Raw genomic sequence first — 16583 nt, forward strand, 5'->3', positions numbered from 1 at the left:
AGTTAACCAGCTTGGCGGCCTTCCGCCCGCGTCCTGCGGATGCCAGAGTGGGACCATGACTGAGCAAACCGGCGGGCTGGTCCTGAATCTTGAATGCACGCTCGCCGCACCGCCGGAACGCGCCTTCAGGATGCTGACCGAGGCCTCGGAGCTGGTGAAGTGGTGGGGGCCGCACGGCTTCATCATCCCCGCCGCCGACGTGAACCTGGTGGTGGGCGGACGTTACCGGTTCCGCATGACGCCGCCGGACGGCGAGCCCTTCCACCTCTCGGGTGAGTACCTCGAGATCGATCCGCCGTGGCGGCTGGTCTACACCTTCAACTGGGAGGAACCCACCCCGGACGACGGCCAAACGGTGGTGGACCTCTCGCTCCGGAGCGCCGGGTCCGGCACCCGCCTGGTGCTCTCGCAGGGGCCGTTCCTCACCGAGGAGCGGCTGGCCCTGCACCGGGACGGGTGGACTGAATCCTTCGAGAAGCTGAGGACCGTCACTGCCCCTGGCTGAGGGTCCATGCCGGGACGTCCGGCCGGTCCTTTCGACGGCGCCGCGCCACCACGATCAGGGCACCGGCACCGCCAAGGAACACCACTGCTGCCACCGTGGCAATAGCCGGAAGACCCGGCGCGGCGGCAGCGCCGGAGGAACCGCCGTCGGACGCCTGGGCCGCGGCCCCTGACCCGCCGGCGTCGGGCACCCCGGCGGCAGCCGGCACAGGGCCGGGCCCTTCCGTGGCCGTGCCAATCACGGTCAGGGACCTGCCTCCACGGTTGACCACCACCACTGATCCGTCGGCCCGCACCGCCATCCGGCCTGGATCCTCGCCGGTGGGGATGGTTTCCGCGACGGCGCCAGCGCCGGCCTGGATGACCGAGACCGTGTTGTCCGTGCTGTTGGACACGAAAACCGTGCCGTCCGGGGCGGCCACCACCTCCTGCGGCGCGCCGCCCACCGGGATCCGCCTGGCCACTTCAGTACCGCCGGGTTCAATGACCGCGACGTCGTTGGTCAGGATGTTTGCCACATACACGGTTCCGTCCGGGGCGGCCGCGATGCCGTGCGGGTGGGCCTTCGCGCCGACGCTGATGGTGTGCGACGGGCTGGGCGAACCGGCGGGGACCACGGTGACTGTGCCTTCATATTCGTTGGCGGCATAGAGCGTCCCGTCCTTGGCCACCGTTACCTCCACCGGATAGGGCCCGGCCTGGATGGTGCGCTCGGTCCAGGTGCGGCCGGGCGGGACCACCGAGGCACTCCCCTCCGCCGGGTTGGCCACGTACAGCGATCCGTCCGGCCCCGCAGTGAGCCAGTGCATGCCGGGGCTCACGGCGATGGCATAGTCCGGTTTGGCCGCACCGGCGGAAACCACTCCGATCTCGGCCTGCCCGGAGTCCGTTGTCTGGAGCACATACAGCGTCCCGTCCGGCGTTATCGCCAAGGATGAGGGAAACCGCCCCGCGGTAATGGTGCGGGACGCCCGGGTTTCGCCGGGCTTGAACACGGCGACGCCGCCCGCCCAGTGGTAGTCGCTGACGTACAGCGTCCCATCCGGCGCGGACACCACCCCCAGGGGCTGGAGGCCGATACCGACCTCCGTTGCGTCGCGTGCCGTTGTGTCGTCGGCCGACGCCGGAAGGGCGGCGACGGCGGGGGCCAGCAGCAGCCCGGCCGCCGCCAGCAGTGCCGTCCCAGCGCGGAATGCGGTCCTTGCGCGGAATGCGCGGCGCAGCAGCAAATTGTTCATCAGTTTCCCCCAAAACCGCCGCTGACCTGCGGCAACGCCTTCGATCCTACCCGTCCCCCGCGGACCGGGCCATCCGCAATTCGGGCAGTTCTTCCCATTCGGGTGGCAGCAGCCCGCGCTTCCCGTCCGGGCGGAAACCGTGCTTGCGGTAGAAGGCCGCCGCCCGCGGATTGTCCGCCAGCACCCAGAGATACGCCGGGCTTTCACCGATGGCGGCACTGAGCAAAGCAGCGGCGAGACCACTGCCGTGCGTCCGCCGAAGTGAATAGAGCGAATACAGCTCCAACGCCTCGGGGCCGTCCTCATCCCGTCCCGGGCCGGCGTCGGCGAACCCCACCAGCTCACCGCCTGGGTCGAAGGCAATGATCCGCGGATCGGCGCTTGCCAGGGAGGGACGGCGGCGTTCCACCCGTTCGGGAATCGCGGCGCGCCGGGCGCGGAAGAACTCCGCCGACAACTGATGTCCGTAGGTTTCCTCATGGGCGATGGTGTGCATGAGCACCAGCGCCTCGGCGTCCTCCGGGGTGGCTTGCCGGATGTGAAAGTCCATCAGCCCAGCCTAGCCGGCACCTTCTCGCTGCCAGGCACACCGCTCAGGCCAGCAGCTTCGCCACCAGCTCCCCGCGGCTGCCCACGCCCACCTTCTCGAAGAGCGCCTTCACATGGTCGTGCACGGTGTGCGGGGAGATGAAGAGGTGGCGGGCGATCTCCGCCGTCGGGCTTCCCGCCAGTACCTCCAGGCAGACCTCCCGTTCCCTGGCGGTGGCTCCGTAGGCCGTCAGCAGCAGGCTGACCAGGTCCTGGGTGGTGGCCGGTTCCACGGTGACCACCATCTGTTCGGGATCATCGCCCGTGATGAGCCGGCTGGCCTGCAGCACCACCCAGCTGTTCCCGGCGTCGCGCATCCTGGCGCGGGCGGTCCCCGACGCGGCAGCGTGCGCCCGCGCCACCGCGGCGTACAGCGTCATGGTGAAGCGGCCCGGCGCCGCGTCCTCCACCTCGGCCAGCCACGAGGCAGCGGCTGGCGTGGCCGCCTGCAGCTCACCGTGCGGACCTGCCAGGACAATGACGGGCCCGACGTCGGCGGGCCGGGTCCGGTGTGCGGCCCGGACCGCTATCCGGCTGGCCGCTCCGATCGTCGCCGCCACTGCGGCCAGGAATTCCAGCTCGCGGTCGGTGAAGTCTTTCCCGGCCTCGCGGAAGAGGCTGCCCACGCCCCAGCACGAATCGTCCACCCTGAATGCCGCGCGCAGCTCATGTTCCAGGCCCTGCGGCATCAGGAGATCGTTGATCCGGACGCTGCGGACCACCTCACGGTGCGGGGCATCGGAAATCCTGGCGACCGGCCGCGGGCGCCGCAGCAGCGCCGCGAAATTGTTCGGCTCCTGCCCGGTGTATTCGCATTCGACGAAGCGGACGGAATACTCCTCGTATTCCTTCGCCGGCACCGGCCATTGCCGCCAGTTGGTCACCGAGGTCATCACCAGCGTGTCAGGGTCGACACCGGCCCAGCACGCCTGCTCGAACGGCACCGTCTGCTCCACGACGGCGAGCGCCGCGGTGTACAGGTCGGCCAGGTTCTGTCCGCTGGTGGCCATGGCCGCGATCTCGCGCCGGGCACGCTCAGCGCGTTCCTCCCACATACCTCCAGTATCCGGAAGGCGCGCGGTGACGCAATCCCCCAAAGAGGGGATCCGCCCAGCCGTCCGGAACCCCCGGTGAGGGGATCGCGGACGCCGGTACCGCCGTCGTACAGTTCCAGCATGAACGCCGTATCCCAGCTCTTCGCGATACTCGCCGCGCTGATCTATATCGCCGTTTTCCCGTTGGAAAGCTTCTTCCTGAAGCATCCGGCAGCGCAGAGATTCCTCAGCACCCCCGCGCAGAACGTGCCGGCGGTGATGATGTGGGCCATCCCCACCGGGTTCCGCAACCTCCTGATCGGCCTGGGGGTCCTCGCCGGGGTGATCGCCGTGAATCTGGGCTACGTGGTGGTGGGCTACACGTTGGTGGTCTACTGCTGCGCGAACATGGTGCTCAGCGGGTCCACCATGGCGCTCGCGGACTGGCTGGGGCACTATCCCAAAAAGGGCGACAGCATCCCCGGCACTCTCGGCTCCGTGGTCCCGGCCCTGCTGGCACTCATCGCACTGCCGTTCTGAGGCAGGGTAGCCCCGTTCGTTGACACTCCGGGGCGGCGGGCATGTACTTAAATTGGCTCCCCTGCAAGAGCCAAAACCACGAAGCGGCCCACGCTTCCGTGCGGCCGCCCCTAACCAAATGGAGGTCGAAAATGGGACAGGCACGCGAGGTCATGGACCGGTTTACCGCGGCCATGGACACACAGGACAGGGACATGTTGGCGCGAAGCTTCGCCGATGAGGCCGTCATCTCTACCCCTGACGAAGGCGAGATCAACGGGCGTGACAAAATCACCAACTACCTTCTCCACTTCTGGGAGGCGTTCCCGGACTTCAAGTATGAGTACACGGCCAAGCACGAGTCCGGGGATGTGGCAATCGATGAAGGCTACGTCGTCGCGACAAACACCGGGCCCATCAGGATGCCTTCCGGTGAAACGCTGCAACCCACCGGCAAGAAGATCAGGCTCAGGAGCTGCGACATCGCCGAGGTGGAAGGGGGACAGATCAAGTCCCACCACTTCTATTTTGACCAGCTGGAGTTCATGGCACAGCTTGGACTGCTGCCCGAATCCATGACCCAACAACTGTCCAGCCATTGAAATACTGCGCGCGGCCGGCGGGCAACGCGGACTTGCCCGCCAGCCGCCGCTTCACGCGATGTTGCCCGTCCGCAGTCCTACCCGTGCGTTACCGCGGCACCCAGAAGCCCGAAGAGCGTCCCGGCAGCCACGGCAATCAGGGCCCTTTTCCTGGCCGGATACAGCCAGCGCACGGCAAAAACTGACCCCGCGAAAATGAGGCCGTTGACCACGCTCAGGATGACCGCCACCCATTCGGTCCCGGTGGACACCCCGAATCCTCCGCCGCTGCATCCGCTGACCCCGCACCACATAAAACTTGCCACAAGCCACTGCGGAAGGCTCAGCACAAAAGCCACCGGGACGGTCCACCACAGGTGTTTGACGTTTTGGTTGACCCCGCGGGGCCTTGCCGCCTGATCCGCGGTTGATTCCGGCGGCTTGGCAGGACCAGCGGTGGCCGCCGCTTGAACCCGCTTGCCCTTCCGGGTGCTGAGCACAATCCACCGGAACACCGCTGCGTTGACCACCGCCAGGGCGGGATAGCCCAGATAGTAGAGCAGCGCCGTCGGGGTTAACCCGCCGAAACTGAATTCCCGCGGCAACGGCGGATTCGGCAGATCCAGCAGGATGCCGACCACCAGGTAGGCAACCGAAACGGGCAGCGTCAGCAGCATCAGTGCCCGGAGCAGCCACAGTTGGTCCAGCCCCAGATTGAGCGCGCTGTTCAGGAGCGCAACGGCAACAACGGCAGCGGTCACCGCCAGATAAATAACGACGGCGGCATTTGCCCAACGGGGCAGTGACCTTGTGGCCGCCCCAGATTCCCTACGCATAACGTCCCCCTGATCGCCGTTCCTGCTGGTTCAACCTCCGCCGGCACTTTGATGGTCGCACGCTGTGCGCCGTGCGTCCCGGAGGCTAGGCTCTGCGACCAGGGGTCCGTGGTGCGCCCGCGTCCGGCCTGAGGCAACGCCGCCGGGCTAACGCCCCACATCAACCTTTCAGTGGATCCGGAGTCCTGGATTCGCCCGTAGTCTCAGGACATGCTCTTGCCTGCGATCATCCTCATCACCGCTGCCCTGGTCTTCTATTCGATCGGCATCTGGGCGGAGCGCATCCAACGCGTCCTGAAGTGGTGGCATGCGGGATTCTTTGCGCTGGGACTGCTCTGCGACGCCAGCGGGACCTTCCTGATGACCCAGCTCGCGGCATCCGGCGAAGGCCGGGCCGAGGGAGCCGGGGCGGGACTCAACGCAGTTATGGCCGTCACCGGAGCGGCCGCATTGCTGCTCATGGTGATTCATCTGGCCTGGGCCGCCATTGTGCTGCTGCGCAACCGCGACGCTGAGAAAAAACAGTTCCACAAATTTTCGCTTCTCGTCTGGGGCATCTGGCTTATCCCCTATTTCACCGGGGCCATCGGCACCAACCTCGGCTGAGCAGCCGCCCATAAGATGAGGCATGGACTTCGTGGGTTTGCTCTGGACCGTGGTGGGCGCCGCGCTGATTCTGCTGATGCTCGCCGATGTTTTCCAGACCCTCCTCTATCCGCACGGCTCCGGTCCGGTGGGCCGCGCGATCATGCGCGGGTTCTGGCTCCTGTCGCGGGAACTCCGGGGCCGCGGACCCTTCATCGCAGCCCCGCTGGCCATGGCCGCCGTGATCGCGGCGTGGGCCGCCCTGGCTGCCATCGGTTGGGCCCTGCTGTACTTGCCCCACCTGCCGGACGGATTTGTTTACGGGGGCGGGGTTCCACAACGGGGCGACTTTGCCGAAGCCCTCTACATTTCCCTGGTGACCCTTTCCACCGTGGGCTTCGGGGAGATCGTCCCGGCGCATGCTCTGCTCAGGCTGGTAGCCGCCCTGCAGGCGGTTACCGGATTCGGGCTGCTGACCGCAACGGTCACCTGGATCCTGCAGACGTACCCGGCCCTGAACCGCCGCCGCGCCCTCGCCCATCAGCTGAATCTGTTCAGGGAGGCGGCCGGCCACGGCGGCCTGGCTTCGTTGGAACCCCGTCACGCTGCCGGGCTGCTGGAATCGATGGCCGGAAACGTAGCGGCGGTGAGTATCGACCTGCTGGCTTTCCACGAAACCTATTATTTCCGCGAAGTGGAGCAGCGGGGTTCCCTGCCCGCAACCATTGCCTACGCCCAGCAGCTCGCGTCCCATGCCCAGGACAGCGGCAACCCCGAACTGCAGTTCGCCGGGCGGATGCTGCACGCAGCGTTGGAGGGGCTCGCGGATGTCCTTCGCGGGAGGTTCGGCCATTCCGGAACAACGTCCTCCGACGTGTTCGACAGCTACGAACTCCACCACCGGCACCGCAGGCCCGGGCACAGATAGGTCCGGCTACTTCACCCAGCCCGATTTCTGCAACCAGTCGCTGAGGATGGGCAGGACAACGCTGCTGTGCATCGCGCCCAGGTGGTCCAGGCCCGGCAGGACGCGGACGTCCCACCCCGCTTTGGTCAGTGTCCCTTGGTGCCGGGCCAAGGGCTCCCCGATTCTCACGAGGACGCCACCCCACAGCGGCTTGTAGTCAATGCTGTCCTCGGCGCCGGCGAACGCCAACCGCGGCAGGTCGGCGGGGAGCACGGCGGCGATATCGTCAAAGTCCTGAAGCGCTTCGTACAGGGTGACGAACTGCTGCGTCTGCTCCTCAGTGGTCTGGATGGACACCGAGTCCCAGTCCCCCGGCTCGGGCTCCGGGACCGCCGCGGCCGGTTGGCCGGCCGCCTTTCCCGACATCACATGGGCTGCCCGGGTGACCGTCAGCATGCTCTGGTACGGGCCGTCCAGCGGCGGGAAGCCGCCCATGGCGAGTGCCCGGAGCCGGTCTGTGCGCAGCGCAAGCTGCAGGCCGCTCAGCGCCAGCCAGGAGTAGCCGTAATAGGCGAAGGTTTCGGCGCCGGCCGCGTCCGCTATGGCCAGCAGGTCCGCCGCAATGTTCTCCGGTGTCAGCGTCGCCGGTGCCGGGTGTGCCATCCGGTGGGCTTCGTAGTCGGCCGCGATCACCAGGTTCGTCGCCGCCAATCCCTTGATGAGGCTGGGGCCCAGGTCCGGGTCGCCGCCCCACTGGCGGAGCGTCTCCGCTTCCGCCGCCGTGTGCGTGGCGAGGCTGACCGGCAGGAGGATGGCGGGGCCGTCGCCCCGGATGGTGAGGGCAATGGTGGTGCCGTCGTGCAGGACCGCCTCTGCCGTGCCGGTCAACGGCCTGCCGTTTCTTTCGGACTTCAGGCCCTTGGCATAGGCGGCCTGCCCCACGTGCTGGAGGCAGTCTGCAACGGTGCTGACCAGCCGCACACCCAGGGTCACGGGCGGATCCCAGCTCTCGTCTACCACGCGCTCCAGGTCTTCGCTGCCAAGCGTTCCCAGGAATCCGGCCGTCTGCCCGTGGACGGCGTCGTAATACTCCAGAAGCAGCTCAGGGCTGGCCCTGACCGCGTCCACCTGGTCCGTTGTGTGGCCGTAGCCGGTGTCGCGCCTGGACAGCGGGAGGCCGAAACGGCCCACAAAATCCTGGGAGGTCCAGACTTGTTCGAGGCCGGCGGCGGAAGCCACCTGCGCGTCCTCGACCCGGCTCAGGTGCCAGATCAGCCATGCGATCGAGTTTCCGGTGCCGCCCGGCCGGCGGACCAGGACGTCGTCGTCGAGCCCGTCCAGCACGGACTCCACGGTCTCCCGGATCCGGCCGAAGGCGTCCAGCAGCAGTTCGTTCGATTCCATGGCATCCCATCACTGCGCAGTGTGTCGGTGAGCCCCATGCTAGCCCCGACCGGCTCCCGGTGCGCCCCCTGCGCCGCAACCTTCTCAGTGGAATGGGTGGACCGGGGGCTCCCCCGCCTCCCGCTCGATCAGGGCCTTGAGGTTGGCCAGTTCCTTGCGGGCCTCTGAGCCGCTGAGGAAGGCGCGCTCCACCAGCCTCCCCGCCAGGCCCAGCCCGCGGGGCTAGTGCGTCTCGGCACGCAGGCGCAGCAACGTTCCGTTGCGTTCTGGCTGAAGCCTGCTGTCGACGTCGAACTTCAGCCCGAAGTAGGCCACGGTCCGGGTGAAGATCCGGTGCGGCGGGTCCGCGGACAGCACCATGGTGCGGGCGGTTCCCGGGCCACGGGTCGAGGTGTAGGAGGAGCCAGGCTGGTCCCCTGAACCCTGAATATCGGCGATTACGGGCGAGCCGGTCTGCCACTCGGGCAGGCGGGACGGGTCAACATAGGCCCGCCAGACATCCTCCGGCGGGGCCTTGATCCACTCCGAGTATTCAAGGGCGCCCATGAGGTCCCCTGTTCCCTGATGGGGCGGAGCCCGCACAGGCTCCGCCCCATCAGGGCTTATGGATGTTCCCTAGGCCCGCTGGGAAAGGCTGAGAATGTTCCCCTCGCTGTCCAGGAACCAGGCGCCCTTTCCCCATGAATTGTCGACAACGCCGTTCTCCGTCTTCAGGCCGGGCAAGTCGTACTCTTCGAAGACGACGCCCTTGGCCCGCAGTTCCTCCATCTCGCCTTCCAGGTTGTCCGTGAGCCAGCCCATCTGCGTGTTTTTGGCCGTCCCGGCATTTTCAGTCTGGTAGATCAGGAAGCCTGTTCCGCCGTCGCCGCGGTAAACCAGGCTGTCCTCCACTGTTTCAGCGGGTTCCAGTCCCAGCTTGTCCCGGTAGAAATCCCTTGCCCTGTTGATGTCCTTTGCGGGAAGGACTGCCATAGGCGCTGAATTGAGCATGTTGATTTCCTTTTGTGCATTCAGTTCTAGCAACGATGGCGATGCTCTCCCCCTGGTGCGGTCCGGGCACATCAGTGTCCCGGTCCGTGTGGCCGCCCGTTGCGCCAAGTGCCGGGGCGGCCGCCTGGGACTCTGCAACGCCCCGCCAGCCATCATTGGCGCGAGGGTCCCCGAAGCTTATGTGGCCATTATGGAACGATCCGGGACAGACTGAAATAGGGGACTGCTTGTGCATTCCAGGACTTGCCCTACTTGAGGATCTCGGCCCGGCGCAGCCTGACGATGTCAGTCACCACGTCCTCCGGGAGGGGATGCCCGGGGGTGAAGCGGATGGTCCCCTTGGACAGCGAATACCCTTCCAGCCGGTCCGCGACGGCGTCGATCACCGCCGGCGAAAAAGGAAAGACCGAGAGGTGCTTGGCTGCCGCGGTGACGCCGAGGAGCGGCTTGCCCTCAAACCTCAGCGCAGGCATCCCGTAACTCATCCCCTCCTCAGCTTCCGGCACCACGGTCCGGGCTATCTCGATCACCCGTTGCAGGCAGCCGCGGTTGGGTTCAGGCAGTTCGGCCAAGGAATCGTCAACGGTGCCCATGCAGCCGATTGTATTCCTGCAGGTCGGGTGGGGGTAGGCGCATAATTCCTCCACGAGGCCTTTCATCAGCGACCCCCGCACCGCGGCGTTCCGCGAAGGCGAAACAGTGAACGAGGGAGCCCTCCTCGATTTGTTCAGGGCGATCATCGCCAACAACCGCGCCGGCGGCTGGCGGAAAATCAAAGGCGGTCAGTAGCCGGCCTTCGGTGCGGGCGCGTTGCTCTCCCGGGCCGGGTGCCGCCGTCGTAATTCCCGACGGCGGTGCTCCGGCAGCCTGAGCCGCTACCGGTCGGTTTTGACCACCGTGAAAAGGACAGCCGAATCCTCCTCTGCTTCGAGGCTGTGCAGGCCGTTCGGCACGATCAGGAGGTCCCCCGCCTTGCCCTGCCAGGACTCACTGCCCGCTTTCAGCCAGACGGAACCCTGCAGCACAAAGACCGTGGCTTCGCCCGGGTTCTGATGCTCGCTGAGCTGAGTGCCGGCCCGGAAAGCCATCACGGTCTGGCGGAGCCTCTTCTCGTGCCCGCCGAAAGCGGTATCCGCGGCGCGGCCGCTGGGGGCTGCCACCGCGGCGGTGATCTGCTGGCGGGCCAGGGCTTGGATCGATATCTTTTGCATGTGGCTACCGTACCCACGATTGACGGTGTTGCCGAGGGCCGATCGTCCCAGGCCAGCCCTTCTATGCCGCTTCCAGCACAGCCTTGAGCTTGGACAGCTGCGCCACTTCGGTCTCCATGGTCCGGGAGATCAGGGGACCCACGATCTTCATCAGGCCTTTGGGCTGCAGGTCAAGGCTGAAACGGACCGCGAGGGGCCGGCCGCCCGGGCCTGAGAGGGTCTGGCTGTACACGGCACCAAGGGCCCCTGCCGTACCGCTTTTCAGGGCGATGGCCTGCACCCCTGAACGCCAGGCCGGGTTGTTCAGGCCGTCCGCGAGGAAAGCACAAACGTCCTCCGCCGGGCGGTTGATGGTGGTTTCATTCTGGGCGTGAGCCACGGCTGCCCCTTCTCAGGTCCTCTGTCCCGGCCGATTCTTCCTGACGGGTTGGTGCTGTCCCACACTCTATGCCCACCAATGTTCAGCCCCGCTGCGCCGGCCGCGGGATAATGGAACCATGACCTATCAGGATCAGGACCGGGACCCGTGGGAGGAGTTCGACAGGCTCAAGCCCGCAGCCCCGGACCGTGTGGAGGGCTACCCCGGAGGCGAGCCTGTGGGCTTCGGCTTCCGGACCGGCGTGCGCAGCGCCAAGGTGGCCATCGGGTTCGCCGTGTACGCGCTGGTCCTGGGCACCACACTGGTCCTCACCGGCACCATGGTCTTCATCGCGCAGGGCGAGTGGCTGCTGCTCGTCCTGATGGCCGTTATCGAGGCGATCTTCATCTATGCATTCATCCGCCTGGTGCGGCAGGCCCGCACGCGCCGCCCCTCCAGCTAAGGCGGCGTTGATCCCGGCACGCGGTACGCCTGGGGTTCGTGCCCTAACCCTGCTGGTCGATGGCGGACATGTCGCCGACGCCGGGGGTGCCTTCGGCGAGCGCATAGCGCTGCAGCACCGCGCCCTTCGGTGAGGCGATGACAGGCTCGATGAGCGTGAGGTTCGTTGGAACCACCCCGCCGGCGAACACCTTCTTTCCTTTGCCGAGGAGAATGGGATGCACCCAGAGCGTGAGCCGATCGAAGAGCCGCTCGGCGAGCAGGGTCTGCACGAAGTCCAGGCTGCCGATGACGTGGGTGTTCTCGTGCCGGTCGCGCAGTTCGCGGACTGCAGCGGCGACGTCCGGGCCCAGCAGCGTGGATCCGGCCCACTCGAGGGTTGGATTCTGGTGCGAGGCCACATATTTCGGCAGCCGGTTGAACAGCTCTGCGATGTCCCCTCCGGCGTGCGGCCAGTACCCGGCAAAGATGTCGTAGGTCTTGCGGCCAAGCAGCAGGGCGTCCATCCCCTCCATCCCGGCGTCGATCTGCCCGCCCACAACTTCGTCGATGAGAGGCGCCTGCCAGCCGCCGAACGCGAAACCGCCTTCAGTGTCCTCGTCCGGGCCGCCGGGCGCCTGCGCGACGCCGTCGAGCGTGGTGAACAGGTCAATGTGGATGAGTCCCATGCCGTGCTCCTTCTCTGCCGCCCGTCCTCGACTCTGACGAGGGGATCACTTCTTGCCTAGGACCGGGCGGCTCGGATTGAACGGCGGACCGCGGATCCGATCACCGAGAGGACCGGCACCAGGCACACCAGTGTGATGATGGTGTTGGGCCGGAACACCGCCTGCCCGCCGACGTTCCGGTAGACACCCAGCGGAAGCACCATGCCGCCACCTCCACCCCCGGAGGAACCGCCCTCGGCATCCTTGCCGCCGCCGAAACCGTAGGAAACGAGGGCAACGGGGATGACTTCCTCCCCGCCGACCTGGAGGGGCTGGCCGTAGGCCTTGGACACGCCGACGTTCTTCATAGCGTCTACCAGGAACGAAAATGTATCAGCCATGAATCCACCATAGGCTCGGGCCACGGCGATGGCCATGGAATACTTCGTCCATGCCTGCCCACCCCGCCCCGCTGGCCGAGACCGCCATCCATGAGCCTGCCCGCGCCCAGTTCGAGGCCTTCCTCGATGACCACAGGAACCTGCTCAACGCCTGCCTGGACGGCCTGACCGAGGAGCAAGCACGGCGGCGGCTGGTGCCATCCCGGACCACGCTGCTGGGTCTGGTCAAACACGCGATCTTCGTGGAAAAAGTCTGGTTCGATGAGGCCATCACCTGCCGGCCCCGCACCGAGATCGGCAGCCCCGACACGCCCGACGAGTCGTTCATCCTCACGGACGATGACACCATCGCTACCGTCCAGGCGGCTCACGAACGGGCATGCGAAGCGTCCCGCCGGGCCACGTCGCCGCTGAGCCTCGACGACGAGCTCCCCGGCAACCGCCGCGGCCCGCTCCCCCTGCATTGGGTCTACCTGCATATGCTGCGTGAGCTGGTCCAGCACTGCGGGCACGCGGACATCCTGCGCGAACAGATCCTTGCCCCCTGACGTCCGGTCCGCCAAGATACGTGCCTGGGCCCGCGGCCTGGGAAGTCAGGCCTTGTTGGCCTTCGTGGCGGAAGACAGTGACGCGAGCCCGCGCTCGAAATCGGAGCCGACCATCTTGTCCATGTTCATGAACAGGGCGAAGACCTTCCCAAGTCCCTTGTTCTCCCCGGTCATCCGCCACGTCACCCGTGTGCCGCCGTCGGCCGGTGTCAACGTGAACGTGGTGGGATTGACGGCTTTGAATGGCTTGGTGAATTCAAGCCGCACGCTGATGCTGCGCGGGAAATCCGACTCGACGATCTCCATGTTGCCGCTGCCTGCTTTGCGGTTGCCGCTCCATTCGTACTTCGCACCAACACCGGCGTCGTTGCCGGAATAGGACCGGTCCATGGTGGGGTCGACGGCCTCCCACGGGGACCACTTGGTCCACTCGTGAAAGCTGTTGACCAGCGGAAAGACTGCCTCCGCCGGGGCGGGAATGAGGGCGCTGCGGGTGACTTCGTATGTTGACATGCGGCAATCATAGGCGCCCGCGTTCAAACAACACGTCCTGCATCCGACGTTCACCGGAAGTTTCAGGGAGGGATGCTTCCCCCTTCTACGCTCACCGGAGCGGCGGCCTGAATCAGGGGCCGCCACAGCGACGAGAGGCAGTAATGAACACCGGAATCCACCAGGCCAAACTGAGCAGGCGGGCGGCCCTGGCCGCCGCCGGAACCCTTGGAGCGCTGGGACTGACCGTCGCCTCCGGCGTGGCCAGTAACGCAGCACCAGGAACTAAAGCGCCCAAACCCACACTTGCCTTTCGCCCGGACGGCCGGTTCAAGGTCGTCCAGTTCAACGACACCCAGGACGACGAGCAGACCGACCGGCGCACCATCGAACTCATGGACAAAACCCTTGACGCGGAACAGCCCGACTTCGTGGTGATCAACGGGGACGTCATTAACGGTGACTGCCATACCGAACTGGACGTCAAGCAGGCACTGAACCACGTGGTCCAGCCCATGGAGAGCAGGAAGATTCCTTGGGCCATCACGTTCGGCAACCACGACGAGGATTCAGTGTCCCGGACCGGCATGACCGAGGCCAGGATGCTGCAGTTCCTTCAGACCTACGAGTTCAACGTCAACGGCGATTCCACCGACGGCCTGACCGGCACCTCTAACTCGCTGCTGCTGGTGCAGTCCGCCAAGACCAAAGCGCCTGCCTTCGGCCTCTGGCTCATCGACACCGGACGCTACGCCCCGGACACCATCGACGGCCAGGACTTCCAAGGCTATCCGGATTGGGACTGGGTACGCATGGACCAGGTCACCTGGTACCGCAACGTGTCCATCGCTACAGAGCAAAAGTACGGCAAGAAGATCCCGTCCCTCATGTGGGGACACATTGCCCTTCACGAGCACCGCAACATGTGGTTCGCCAGCCTGGACTCACGGACCGACGCCGACCACGGGCGCGCGCTCACCAAACACGGCATTGTGGGCGAGCGGAACGAGGACGAGTGCCCCGGCCCCATCAACTCAGGCCTGTTCAGTGCCTTCCTTGAACGGGGAGACGTCAAGGGCTACTTCGTGGGCCACGACCATGTCAACACTTACGTGGGCAACTACTACGGCGTCCAGCTCGGCTATGCACCCGGAACCGGATTCGGCGCCTACGGTTTGTCCGGCGCTGAGCGTAACCGCCTCCGCGGTGCGCGTGTTTTTGAACTGGATGAGAACCACCCCGACGTCTACGCAGACACGCGGCTCGTCTTCGCCAAGGATCTGGGCATCGACCTGACCGCCAACGATCAGCCGATCGTTCCACAGCCGCTGAACCCCGCGCAGCTCTAGCTTTCTGCACGGGCAGGAACTGTCCGGACGGCACTTTGCGCTGATGTTGAGGCCCGGACCAGCGCGAAGTGCCGTCCTGCGGAGGTGGGCGGAGAAATGTGCCTGCCGGATGAAGGCTAGTCCGTTCGCTCGCGCCACAGCAGCGTCACGCCGAACACCACCGCGCTGAGCACCAGCATGGCCAGCACCATCTGCCCCCAGCTCTCCTGGTCCACGCCACTGCCCGCGAACACGCCGATCAGCACGGTGGCGGTGATCGCGCCCACGTAGCGGCACGTCTGGAAGATGCCGGCGGCGACGCCCCGCTCCTGCGGCAGCGTGGACACAAACATGCCCTGGTTCGAGGCGATGCTCACCACGCCGTACGGAATGCCGATCAGCGCCGTGAGTGCCAGGACCAGCGGAACGGCCAGTGACGCGGTGAGCAGCCACGTGAGGGCGGCCGCCCCCGTAAGAAGTACGACGCCGGCAATCATCACCCGCCGCACGCCGAACCGGCCCATGGCCCGGACAGCCCACGGCGTGGCCAGAACGGACAGGGTTGCCATGGGCAGCATCAGCAGGCCCACCAAGCCGGGATCGTAGCCGCCGGCTTCCTGCAGCAGCTGGGGCAGGCCGAAGAACACGAAGTAGTACACGCCGTTGAACACCGCGAAGCCTACATAGACAAGCATGAGCGGCCGGTTGCGGCCCAGCAGGCGCAGGTCCAGGAACGGCGGGCTGAAGCGCAGCTCGCGCCAGGCAAACAGCGCGGCCACCACGGTACCGGCGCCAAGCAGATACCAGCGGTAGCCCGGGGCGACGTCCAGCATGGCCATCATCACCAGGAGCAGGGAGCTGACAAAGGCAAGGATGCCCGGGATGTCCGAGTCGCGCAGCAGCTCCGCGAGGCTCCCGCGTTCCCTTGCCGTGTCTGCCGGCGCCGTCTGCCGCACGATCATCAAAGCCGCCAGGGCCAGCGGAACGTTGACCAGGAACAGCGCCTCCCACCCCACGAAGCCCACCAGCAGGCCGCCGAGCACCGGCCCCACCGCTGCCGCCGAGGTGTTGGCCATCTGGATCCTGCCCAGCGGACGGGCGGACTCCAGTTTGGCCCGGTGCGCTATGTCGCCCACCATTACCACCGCGCTGGGGTAGGCGGTGGCAGTGCCAAGCGCCATCACGGCCCGCGCCACGCACAGCAGGGCGAAGTTCGGTGAAAAGGGGGCCAGCGCGCAGGTCACGGCCACCAGCGCCATGCCGAGCATGAACATCCGCCGCGGCCCGAACCGGTCAGCCAGCCGCCCCATCAGAGGCTGGCCCGCGGCCGAACTCAGGTAGAAGGAAGTGATGACCCAGGTGACGGTGGCGACGTCGAGCCCGAAATCCGCGCGCAGCACCACCAGGGCCACGGCGATCATGGACGAGTTCAGCGGGTTCAGCGCCGTGCCCAGGCTGAGGCCGGCCACCGCCAGGCCGGTCCGGGGTTTGTTGCTCACGGAAACAGTCTGGTGCACGCGGCCGCCGGACAGCGACTTCGTGAACCCGCGCGGCCCTCAGGCCTTGGCGGCCCGGGACGCCAGCGAATCCTCCAGGAACTGCAGGTGCGCCGGAGTGATGGCCACGGTGCTGCCCGAGTACTCCGGGTGCTTGACCAGGAATTTCTTGATGAACGGGCACACCGGCACGATCCCCAGCCCGGCTTCCACGGTGTCATCGAGGGCGGCAGCGGCCAGCTTCCCGGCAAGGCCCTGGCCGCCGTATTCCTCGTTGATCACGGTGTGGTAGAAAATCCGCTGGGGTGCGGCGCCGCCGTCGTACGTTTTGTACGCCGCCTTGCCGATCGCCTTTCCGGCCACGAGCACTTCGAAGCGCTCGCGCGCCGGGTTGTGCCGGATGGTGGATTCAGTCATGGGGATCTCCTGGGTAGCTGCTCCTGCCAGCCTAATA

General features: G+C 66.5%; 22 protein-coding genes and 1 pseudogene. 8 read left to right on the forward strand and 15 right to left on the reverse strand.

Annotated features, from left to right (window positions below; all coding sequences use genetic code 11):
- Nucleotides 1–55 precede the first annotated feature (55 nt).
- Nucleotides 56–505, forward strand: coding sequence for an SRPBCC family protein (locus tag AC1MCA_RS05430; protein ID WP_479801722.1), 450 nt, complete (start codon nt 56–58; stop codon nt 503–505).
- Here AC1MCA_RS05430 and AC1MCA_RS05435 read toward each other — a convergent pair.
- The 3 genes from AC1MCA_RS05435 to AC1MCA_RS05445 are packed head-to-tail and all read right to left on the reverse strand — an operon-like array spanning nt 489 to nt 3385.
- The gene (locus AC1MCA_RS05435) at nt 489–1742 is read right to left on the reverse strand and encodes a YncE family protein (protein WP_479801724.1); all 1254 of its coding nucleotides are present in this window, start codon (nt 1740–1742) and stop codon (nt 489–491) included. The genes AC1MCA_RS05430 and AC1MCA_RS05435 overlap by 17 nt on opposite strands.
- 46 nt (nt 1743–1788) lie before the next feature.
- Nucleotides 1789–2292 carry an N-acetyltransferase family protein gene (locus AC1MCA_RS05440; RefSeq protein WP_479801726.1) on the reverse strand — a complete coding sequence of 168 codons (504 nt, stop codon included), beginning with the start codon at nt 2290–2292 and terminating at the stop codon, nt 1789–1791.
- 43 nt (nt 2293–2335) lie between these two features.
- Complete coding sequence (locus AC1MCA_RS05445; RefSeq protein WP_479801728.1) at nt 2336–3385, reverse strand: helix-turn-helix transcriptional regulator; 1050 nt, start codon at nt 3383–3385, stop codon at nt 2336–2338.
- A gap of 120 nt (nt 3386–3505) precedes the next feature.
- Between AC1MCA_RS05445 and AC1MCA_RS05450 the strand changes: the two genes are divergently transcribed.
- Together AC1MCA_RS05450 and AC1MCA_RS05455 are read left to right on the forward strand one after the other, a co-directional pair.
- On the forward strand, nt 3506–3904 hold the full coding sequence (locus AC1MCA_RS05450) for a DUF1304 domain-containing protein (RefSeq protein ID WP_479801730.1): 399 nt from the start codon (nt 3506–3508) through the stop codon (nt 3902–3904).
- A 131-nt stretch (nt 3905–4035) separates the two neighbouring features.
- Nucleotides 4036–4485, forward strand: a complete 450-nt coding sequence (locus AC1MCA_RS05455) for an ester cyclase (protein WP_479801732.1) — start codon at nt 4036–4038, stop codon at nt 4483–4485.
- 77 nt (nt 4486–4562) lie between these two features.
- On the opposite strand, the gene AC1MCA_RS05460 is transcribed toward AC1MCA_RS05455, so the two are convergent.
- Nucleotides 4563–5300: an SCO4225 family membrane protein gene (locus AC1MCA_RS05460; RefSeq protein WP_479801734.1), complete on the reverse strand. Its 738-nt coding sequence runs from the start codon at nt 5298–5300 to the stop codon at nt 4563–4565.
- 210 nt (nt 5301–5510) lie between these two features.
- Between AC1MCA_RS05460 and AC1MCA_RS05465 the strand changes: the two genes are divergently transcribed.
- Both AC1MCA_RS05465 and AC1MCA_RS05470 read left to right on the forward strand, forming a co-directional pair.
- Entirely contained in the window at nt 5511–5906 is a 396-nt protein-coding gene (locus tag AC1MCA_RS05465) for an HsmA family protein (protein ID WP_479801736.1), read from the forward strand.
- Between the two features lie 22 nt (nt 5907–5928).
- Nucleotides 5929–6813: a potassium channel family protein gene (locus AC1MCA_RS05470; RefSeq protein WP_479801738.1), complete on the forward strand. Its 885-nt coding sequence runs from the start codon at nt 5929–5931 to the stop codon at nt 6811–6813.
- Between the two features lie 888 nt (nt 6814–7701).
- On the opposite strand, the pseudogene AC1MCA_RS05475 reads toward AC1MCA_RS05470, so the two are convergent.
- From AC1MCA_RS05475 to AC1MCA_RS05500, 6 genes and pseudogenes are all read right to left on the reverse strand, one after another.
- Nucleotides 7702–8196 (reverse strand): annotated as a pseudogene (locus AC1MCA_RS05475) (mycothiol transferase); the annotation flags it as partial.
- Nucleotides 8197–8418: 222 nt separating this feature from the next.
- Entirely contained in the window at nt 8419–8742 is a 324-nt protein-coding gene (locus AC1MCA_RS05480) for an SRPBCC family protein (RefSeq protein WP_479801740.1), read from the reverse strand.
- 69 nt (nt 8743–8811) lie between these two features.
- Nucleotides 8812–9186 (reverse strand): VOC family protein, encoded by a 375-nt coding sequence (locus AC1MCA_RS05485; RefSeq protein ID WP_479801742.1) that lies wholly within the window; start codon nt 9184–9186, stop codon nt 8812–8814.
- Between the two features lie 248 nt (nt 9187–9434).
- On the reverse strand, nt 9435–9779 hold the full coding sequence (locus AC1MCA_RS05490; protein ID WP_108600315.1) for an iron chaperone: 345 nt from the start codon (nt 9777–9779) through the stop codon (nt 9435–9437).
- Between the two features lie 282 nt (nt 9780–10061).
- Complete coding sequence (locus AC1MCA_RS05495) at nt 10062–10397, reverse strand: cupin domain-containing protein (RefSeq protein ID WP_426225173.1); 336 nt, start codon at nt 10395–10397, stop codon at nt 10062–10064.
- A gap of 61 nt (nt 10398–10458) precedes the next feature.
- Nucleotides 10459–10776 (reverse strand): SRPBCC family protein, encoded by a 318-nt coding sequence (locus AC1MCA_RS05500; protein ID WP_479801745.1) that lies wholly within the window; start codon nt 10774–10776, stop codon nt 10459–10461.
- 118 nt (nt 10777–10894) lie between these two features.
- On the opposite strand from AC1MCA_RS05500, the gene AC1MCA_RS05505 reads away from it, so the two are divergent.
- Complete coding sequence (locus tag AC1MCA_RS05505; protein ID WP_479801746.1) at nt 10895–11218, forward strand: hypothetical protein; 324 nt, start codon at nt 10895–10897, stop codon at nt 11216–11218.
- 43 nt (nt 11219–11261) lie between these two features.
- Here AC1MCA_RS05505 and AC1MCA_RS05510 read toward each other — a convergent pair whose 3' ends face one another.
- Nucleotides 11262–11885: a dihydrofolate reductase family protein gene (locus AC1MCA_RS05510; protein WP_479801748.1), complete on the reverse strand. Its 624-nt coding sequence runs from the start codon at nt 11883–11885 to the stop codon at nt 11262–11264.
- A gap of 56 nt (nt 11886–11941) precedes the next feature.
- Complete coding sequence (locus tag AC1MCA_RS05515; RefSeq protein WP_479801750.1) at nt 11942–12265, reverse strand: hypothetical protein; 324 nt, start codon at nt 12263–12265, stop codon at nt 11942–11944.
- A gap of 50 nt (nt 12266–12315) precedes the next feature.
- Here AC1MCA_RS05515 and AC1MCA_RS05520 point away from each other — a divergent pair, with 50 nt between their 5' ends.
- Complete coding sequence (locus AC1MCA_RS05520) at nt 12316–12813, forward strand: DinB family protein (protein ID WP_479801751.1); 498 nt, start codon at nt 12316–12318, stop codon at nt 12811–12813.
- Between the two features lie 45 nt (nt 12814–12858).
- On the opposite strand, the gene AC1MCA_RS05525 is transcribed toward AC1MCA_RS05520, so the two are convergent.
- Nucleotides 12859–13326: an SRPBCC family protein gene (locus AC1MCA_RS05525; RefSeq protein ID WP_479801753.1), complete on the reverse strand. Its 468-nt coding sequence runs from the start codon at nt 13324–13326 to the stop codon at nt 12859–12861.
- Nucleotides 13327–13469: 143 nt separating this feature from the next.
- Here AC1MCA_RS05525 and AC1MCA_RS05530 point away from each other — a divergent pair, with 143 nt between their 5' ends.
- A complete protein-coding gene (locus AC1MCA_RS05530; protein ID WP_479801755.1) occupies nt 13470–14654 on the forward strand; it encodes a metallophosphoesterase family protein in 1185 nt (394 codons plus the stop codon).
- A gap of 116 nt (nt 14655–14770) precedes the next feature.
- On the opposite strand, the gene AC1MCA_RS05535 is transcribed toward AC1MCA_RS05530, so the two are convergent.
- Nucleotides 14771–16132: an MFS transporter gene (locus AC1MCA_RS05535; protein WP_479801757.1), complete on the reverse strand. Its 1362-nt coding sequence runs from the start codon at nt 16130–16132 to the stop codon at nt 14771–14773.
- 57 nt (nt 16133–16189) lie between these two features.
- On the reverse strand, nt 16190–16546 hold the full coding sequence (locus tag AC1MCA_RS05540; protein ID WP_108597697.1) for a GNAT family N-acetyltransferase: 357 nt from the start codon (nt 16544–16546) through the stop codon (nt 16190–16192).
- Nucleotides 16547–16583 lie beyond the last annotated feature (37 nt).

It is taken from the genome of Arthrobacter sp. BK1, from assembly GCF_056680055.1.

Excerpts from the sequence above, each read along its gene's own strand:
- AC1MCA_RS05435 (WP_479801724.1), bottom strand. The coding sequence starts at position 1,742 with ATGAACAATTTGCTGCTGCGCCGCGCATTCCGCGCAAGGACCGCATTC.
- AC1MCA_RS05485 (WP_479801742.1), bottom strand. The coding sequence starts at position 9,186 with ATGCTCAATTCAGCGCCTATGGCAGTCCTTCCCGCAAAGGACATCAAC.
- AC1MCA_RS05520 (WP_479801751.1), top strand. The coding sequence starts at position 12,316 with ATGCCTGCCCACCCCGCCCCGCTGGCCGAGACCGCCATCCATGAGCCT.
- AC1MCA_RS05490 (WP_108600315.1), bottom strand. The coding sequence starts at position 9,779 with ATGGGCACCGTTGACGATTCCTTGGCCGAACTGCCTGAACCCAACCGC.
- AC1MCA_RS05480 (WP_479801740.1), bottom strand. The coding sequence starts at position 8,742 with ATGGGCGCCCTTGAATACTCGGAGTGGATCAAGGCCCCGCCGGAGGAT.
- AC1MCA_RS05455 (WP_479801732.1), top strand. The coding sequence starts at position 4,036 with ATGGGACAGGCACGCGAGGTCATGGACCGGTTTACCGCGGCCATGGAC.
- AC1MCA_RS05470 (WP_479801738.1), top strand. The coding sequence starts at position 5,929 with ATGGACTTCGTGGGTTTGCTCTGGACCGTGGTGGGCGCCGCGCTGATT.
- AC1MCA_RS05540 (WP_108597697.1), bottom strand. The coding sequence starts at position 16,546 with ATGACTGAATCCACCATCCGGCACAACCCGGCGCGCGAGCGCTTCGAA.
- AC1MCA_RS05430 (WP_479801722.1), top strand. The coding sequence starts at position 56 with ATGACTGAGCAAACCGGCGGGCTGGTCCTGAATCTTGAATGCACGCTC.
- AC1MCA_RS05505 (WP_479801746.1), top strand. The coding sequence starts at position 10,895 with ATGACCTATCAGGATCAGGACCGGGACCCGTGGGAGGAGTTCGACAGG.
- AC1MCA_RS05445 (WP_479801728.1), bottom strand. The coding sequence starts at position 3,385 with ATGTGGGAGGAACGCGCTGAGCGTGCCCGGCGCGAGATCGCGGCCATG.
- AC1MCA_RS05440 (WP_479801726.1), bottom strand. The coding sequence starts at position 2,292 with ATGGACTTTCACATCCGGCAAGCCACCCCGGAGGACGCCGAGGCGCTG.
- AC1MCA_RS05515 (WP_479801750.1), bottom strand. The coding sequence starts at position 12,265 with ATGGCTGATACATTTTCGTTCCTGGTAGACGCTATGAAGAACGTCGGC.
- AC1MCA_RS05450 (WP_479801730.1), top strand. The coding sequence starts at position 3,506 with ATGAACGCCGTATCCCAGCTCTTCGCGATACTCGCCGCGCTGATCTAT.
- AC1MCA_RS05460 (WP_479801734.1), bottom strand. The coding sequence starts at position 5,300 with ATGCGTAGGGAATCTGGGGCGGCCACAAGGTCACTGCCCCGTTGGGCA.
- AC1MCA_RS05495 (WP_426225173.1), bottom strand. The coding sequence starts at position 10,397 with ATGCAAAAGATATCGATCCAAGCCCTGGCCCGCCAGCAGATCACCGCC.
- AC1MCA_RS05510 (WP_479801748.1), bottom strand. The coding sequence starts at position 11,885 with ATGGGACTCATCCACATTGACCTGTTCACCACGCTCGACGGCGTCGCG.
- AC1MCA_RS05465 (WP_479801736.1), top strand. The coding sequence starts at position 5,511 with ATGCTCTTGCCTGCGATCATCCTCATCACCGCTGCCCTGGTCTTCTAT.
- AC1MCA_RS05530 (WP_479801755.1), top strand. The coding sequence starts at position 13,470 with ATGAACACCGGAATCCACCAGGCCAAACTGAGCAGGCGGGCGGCCCTG.
- AC1MCA_RS05525 (WP_479801753.1), bottom strand. The coding sequence starts at position 13,326 with ATGTCAACATACGAAGTCACCCGCAGCGCCCTCATTCCCGCCCCGGCG.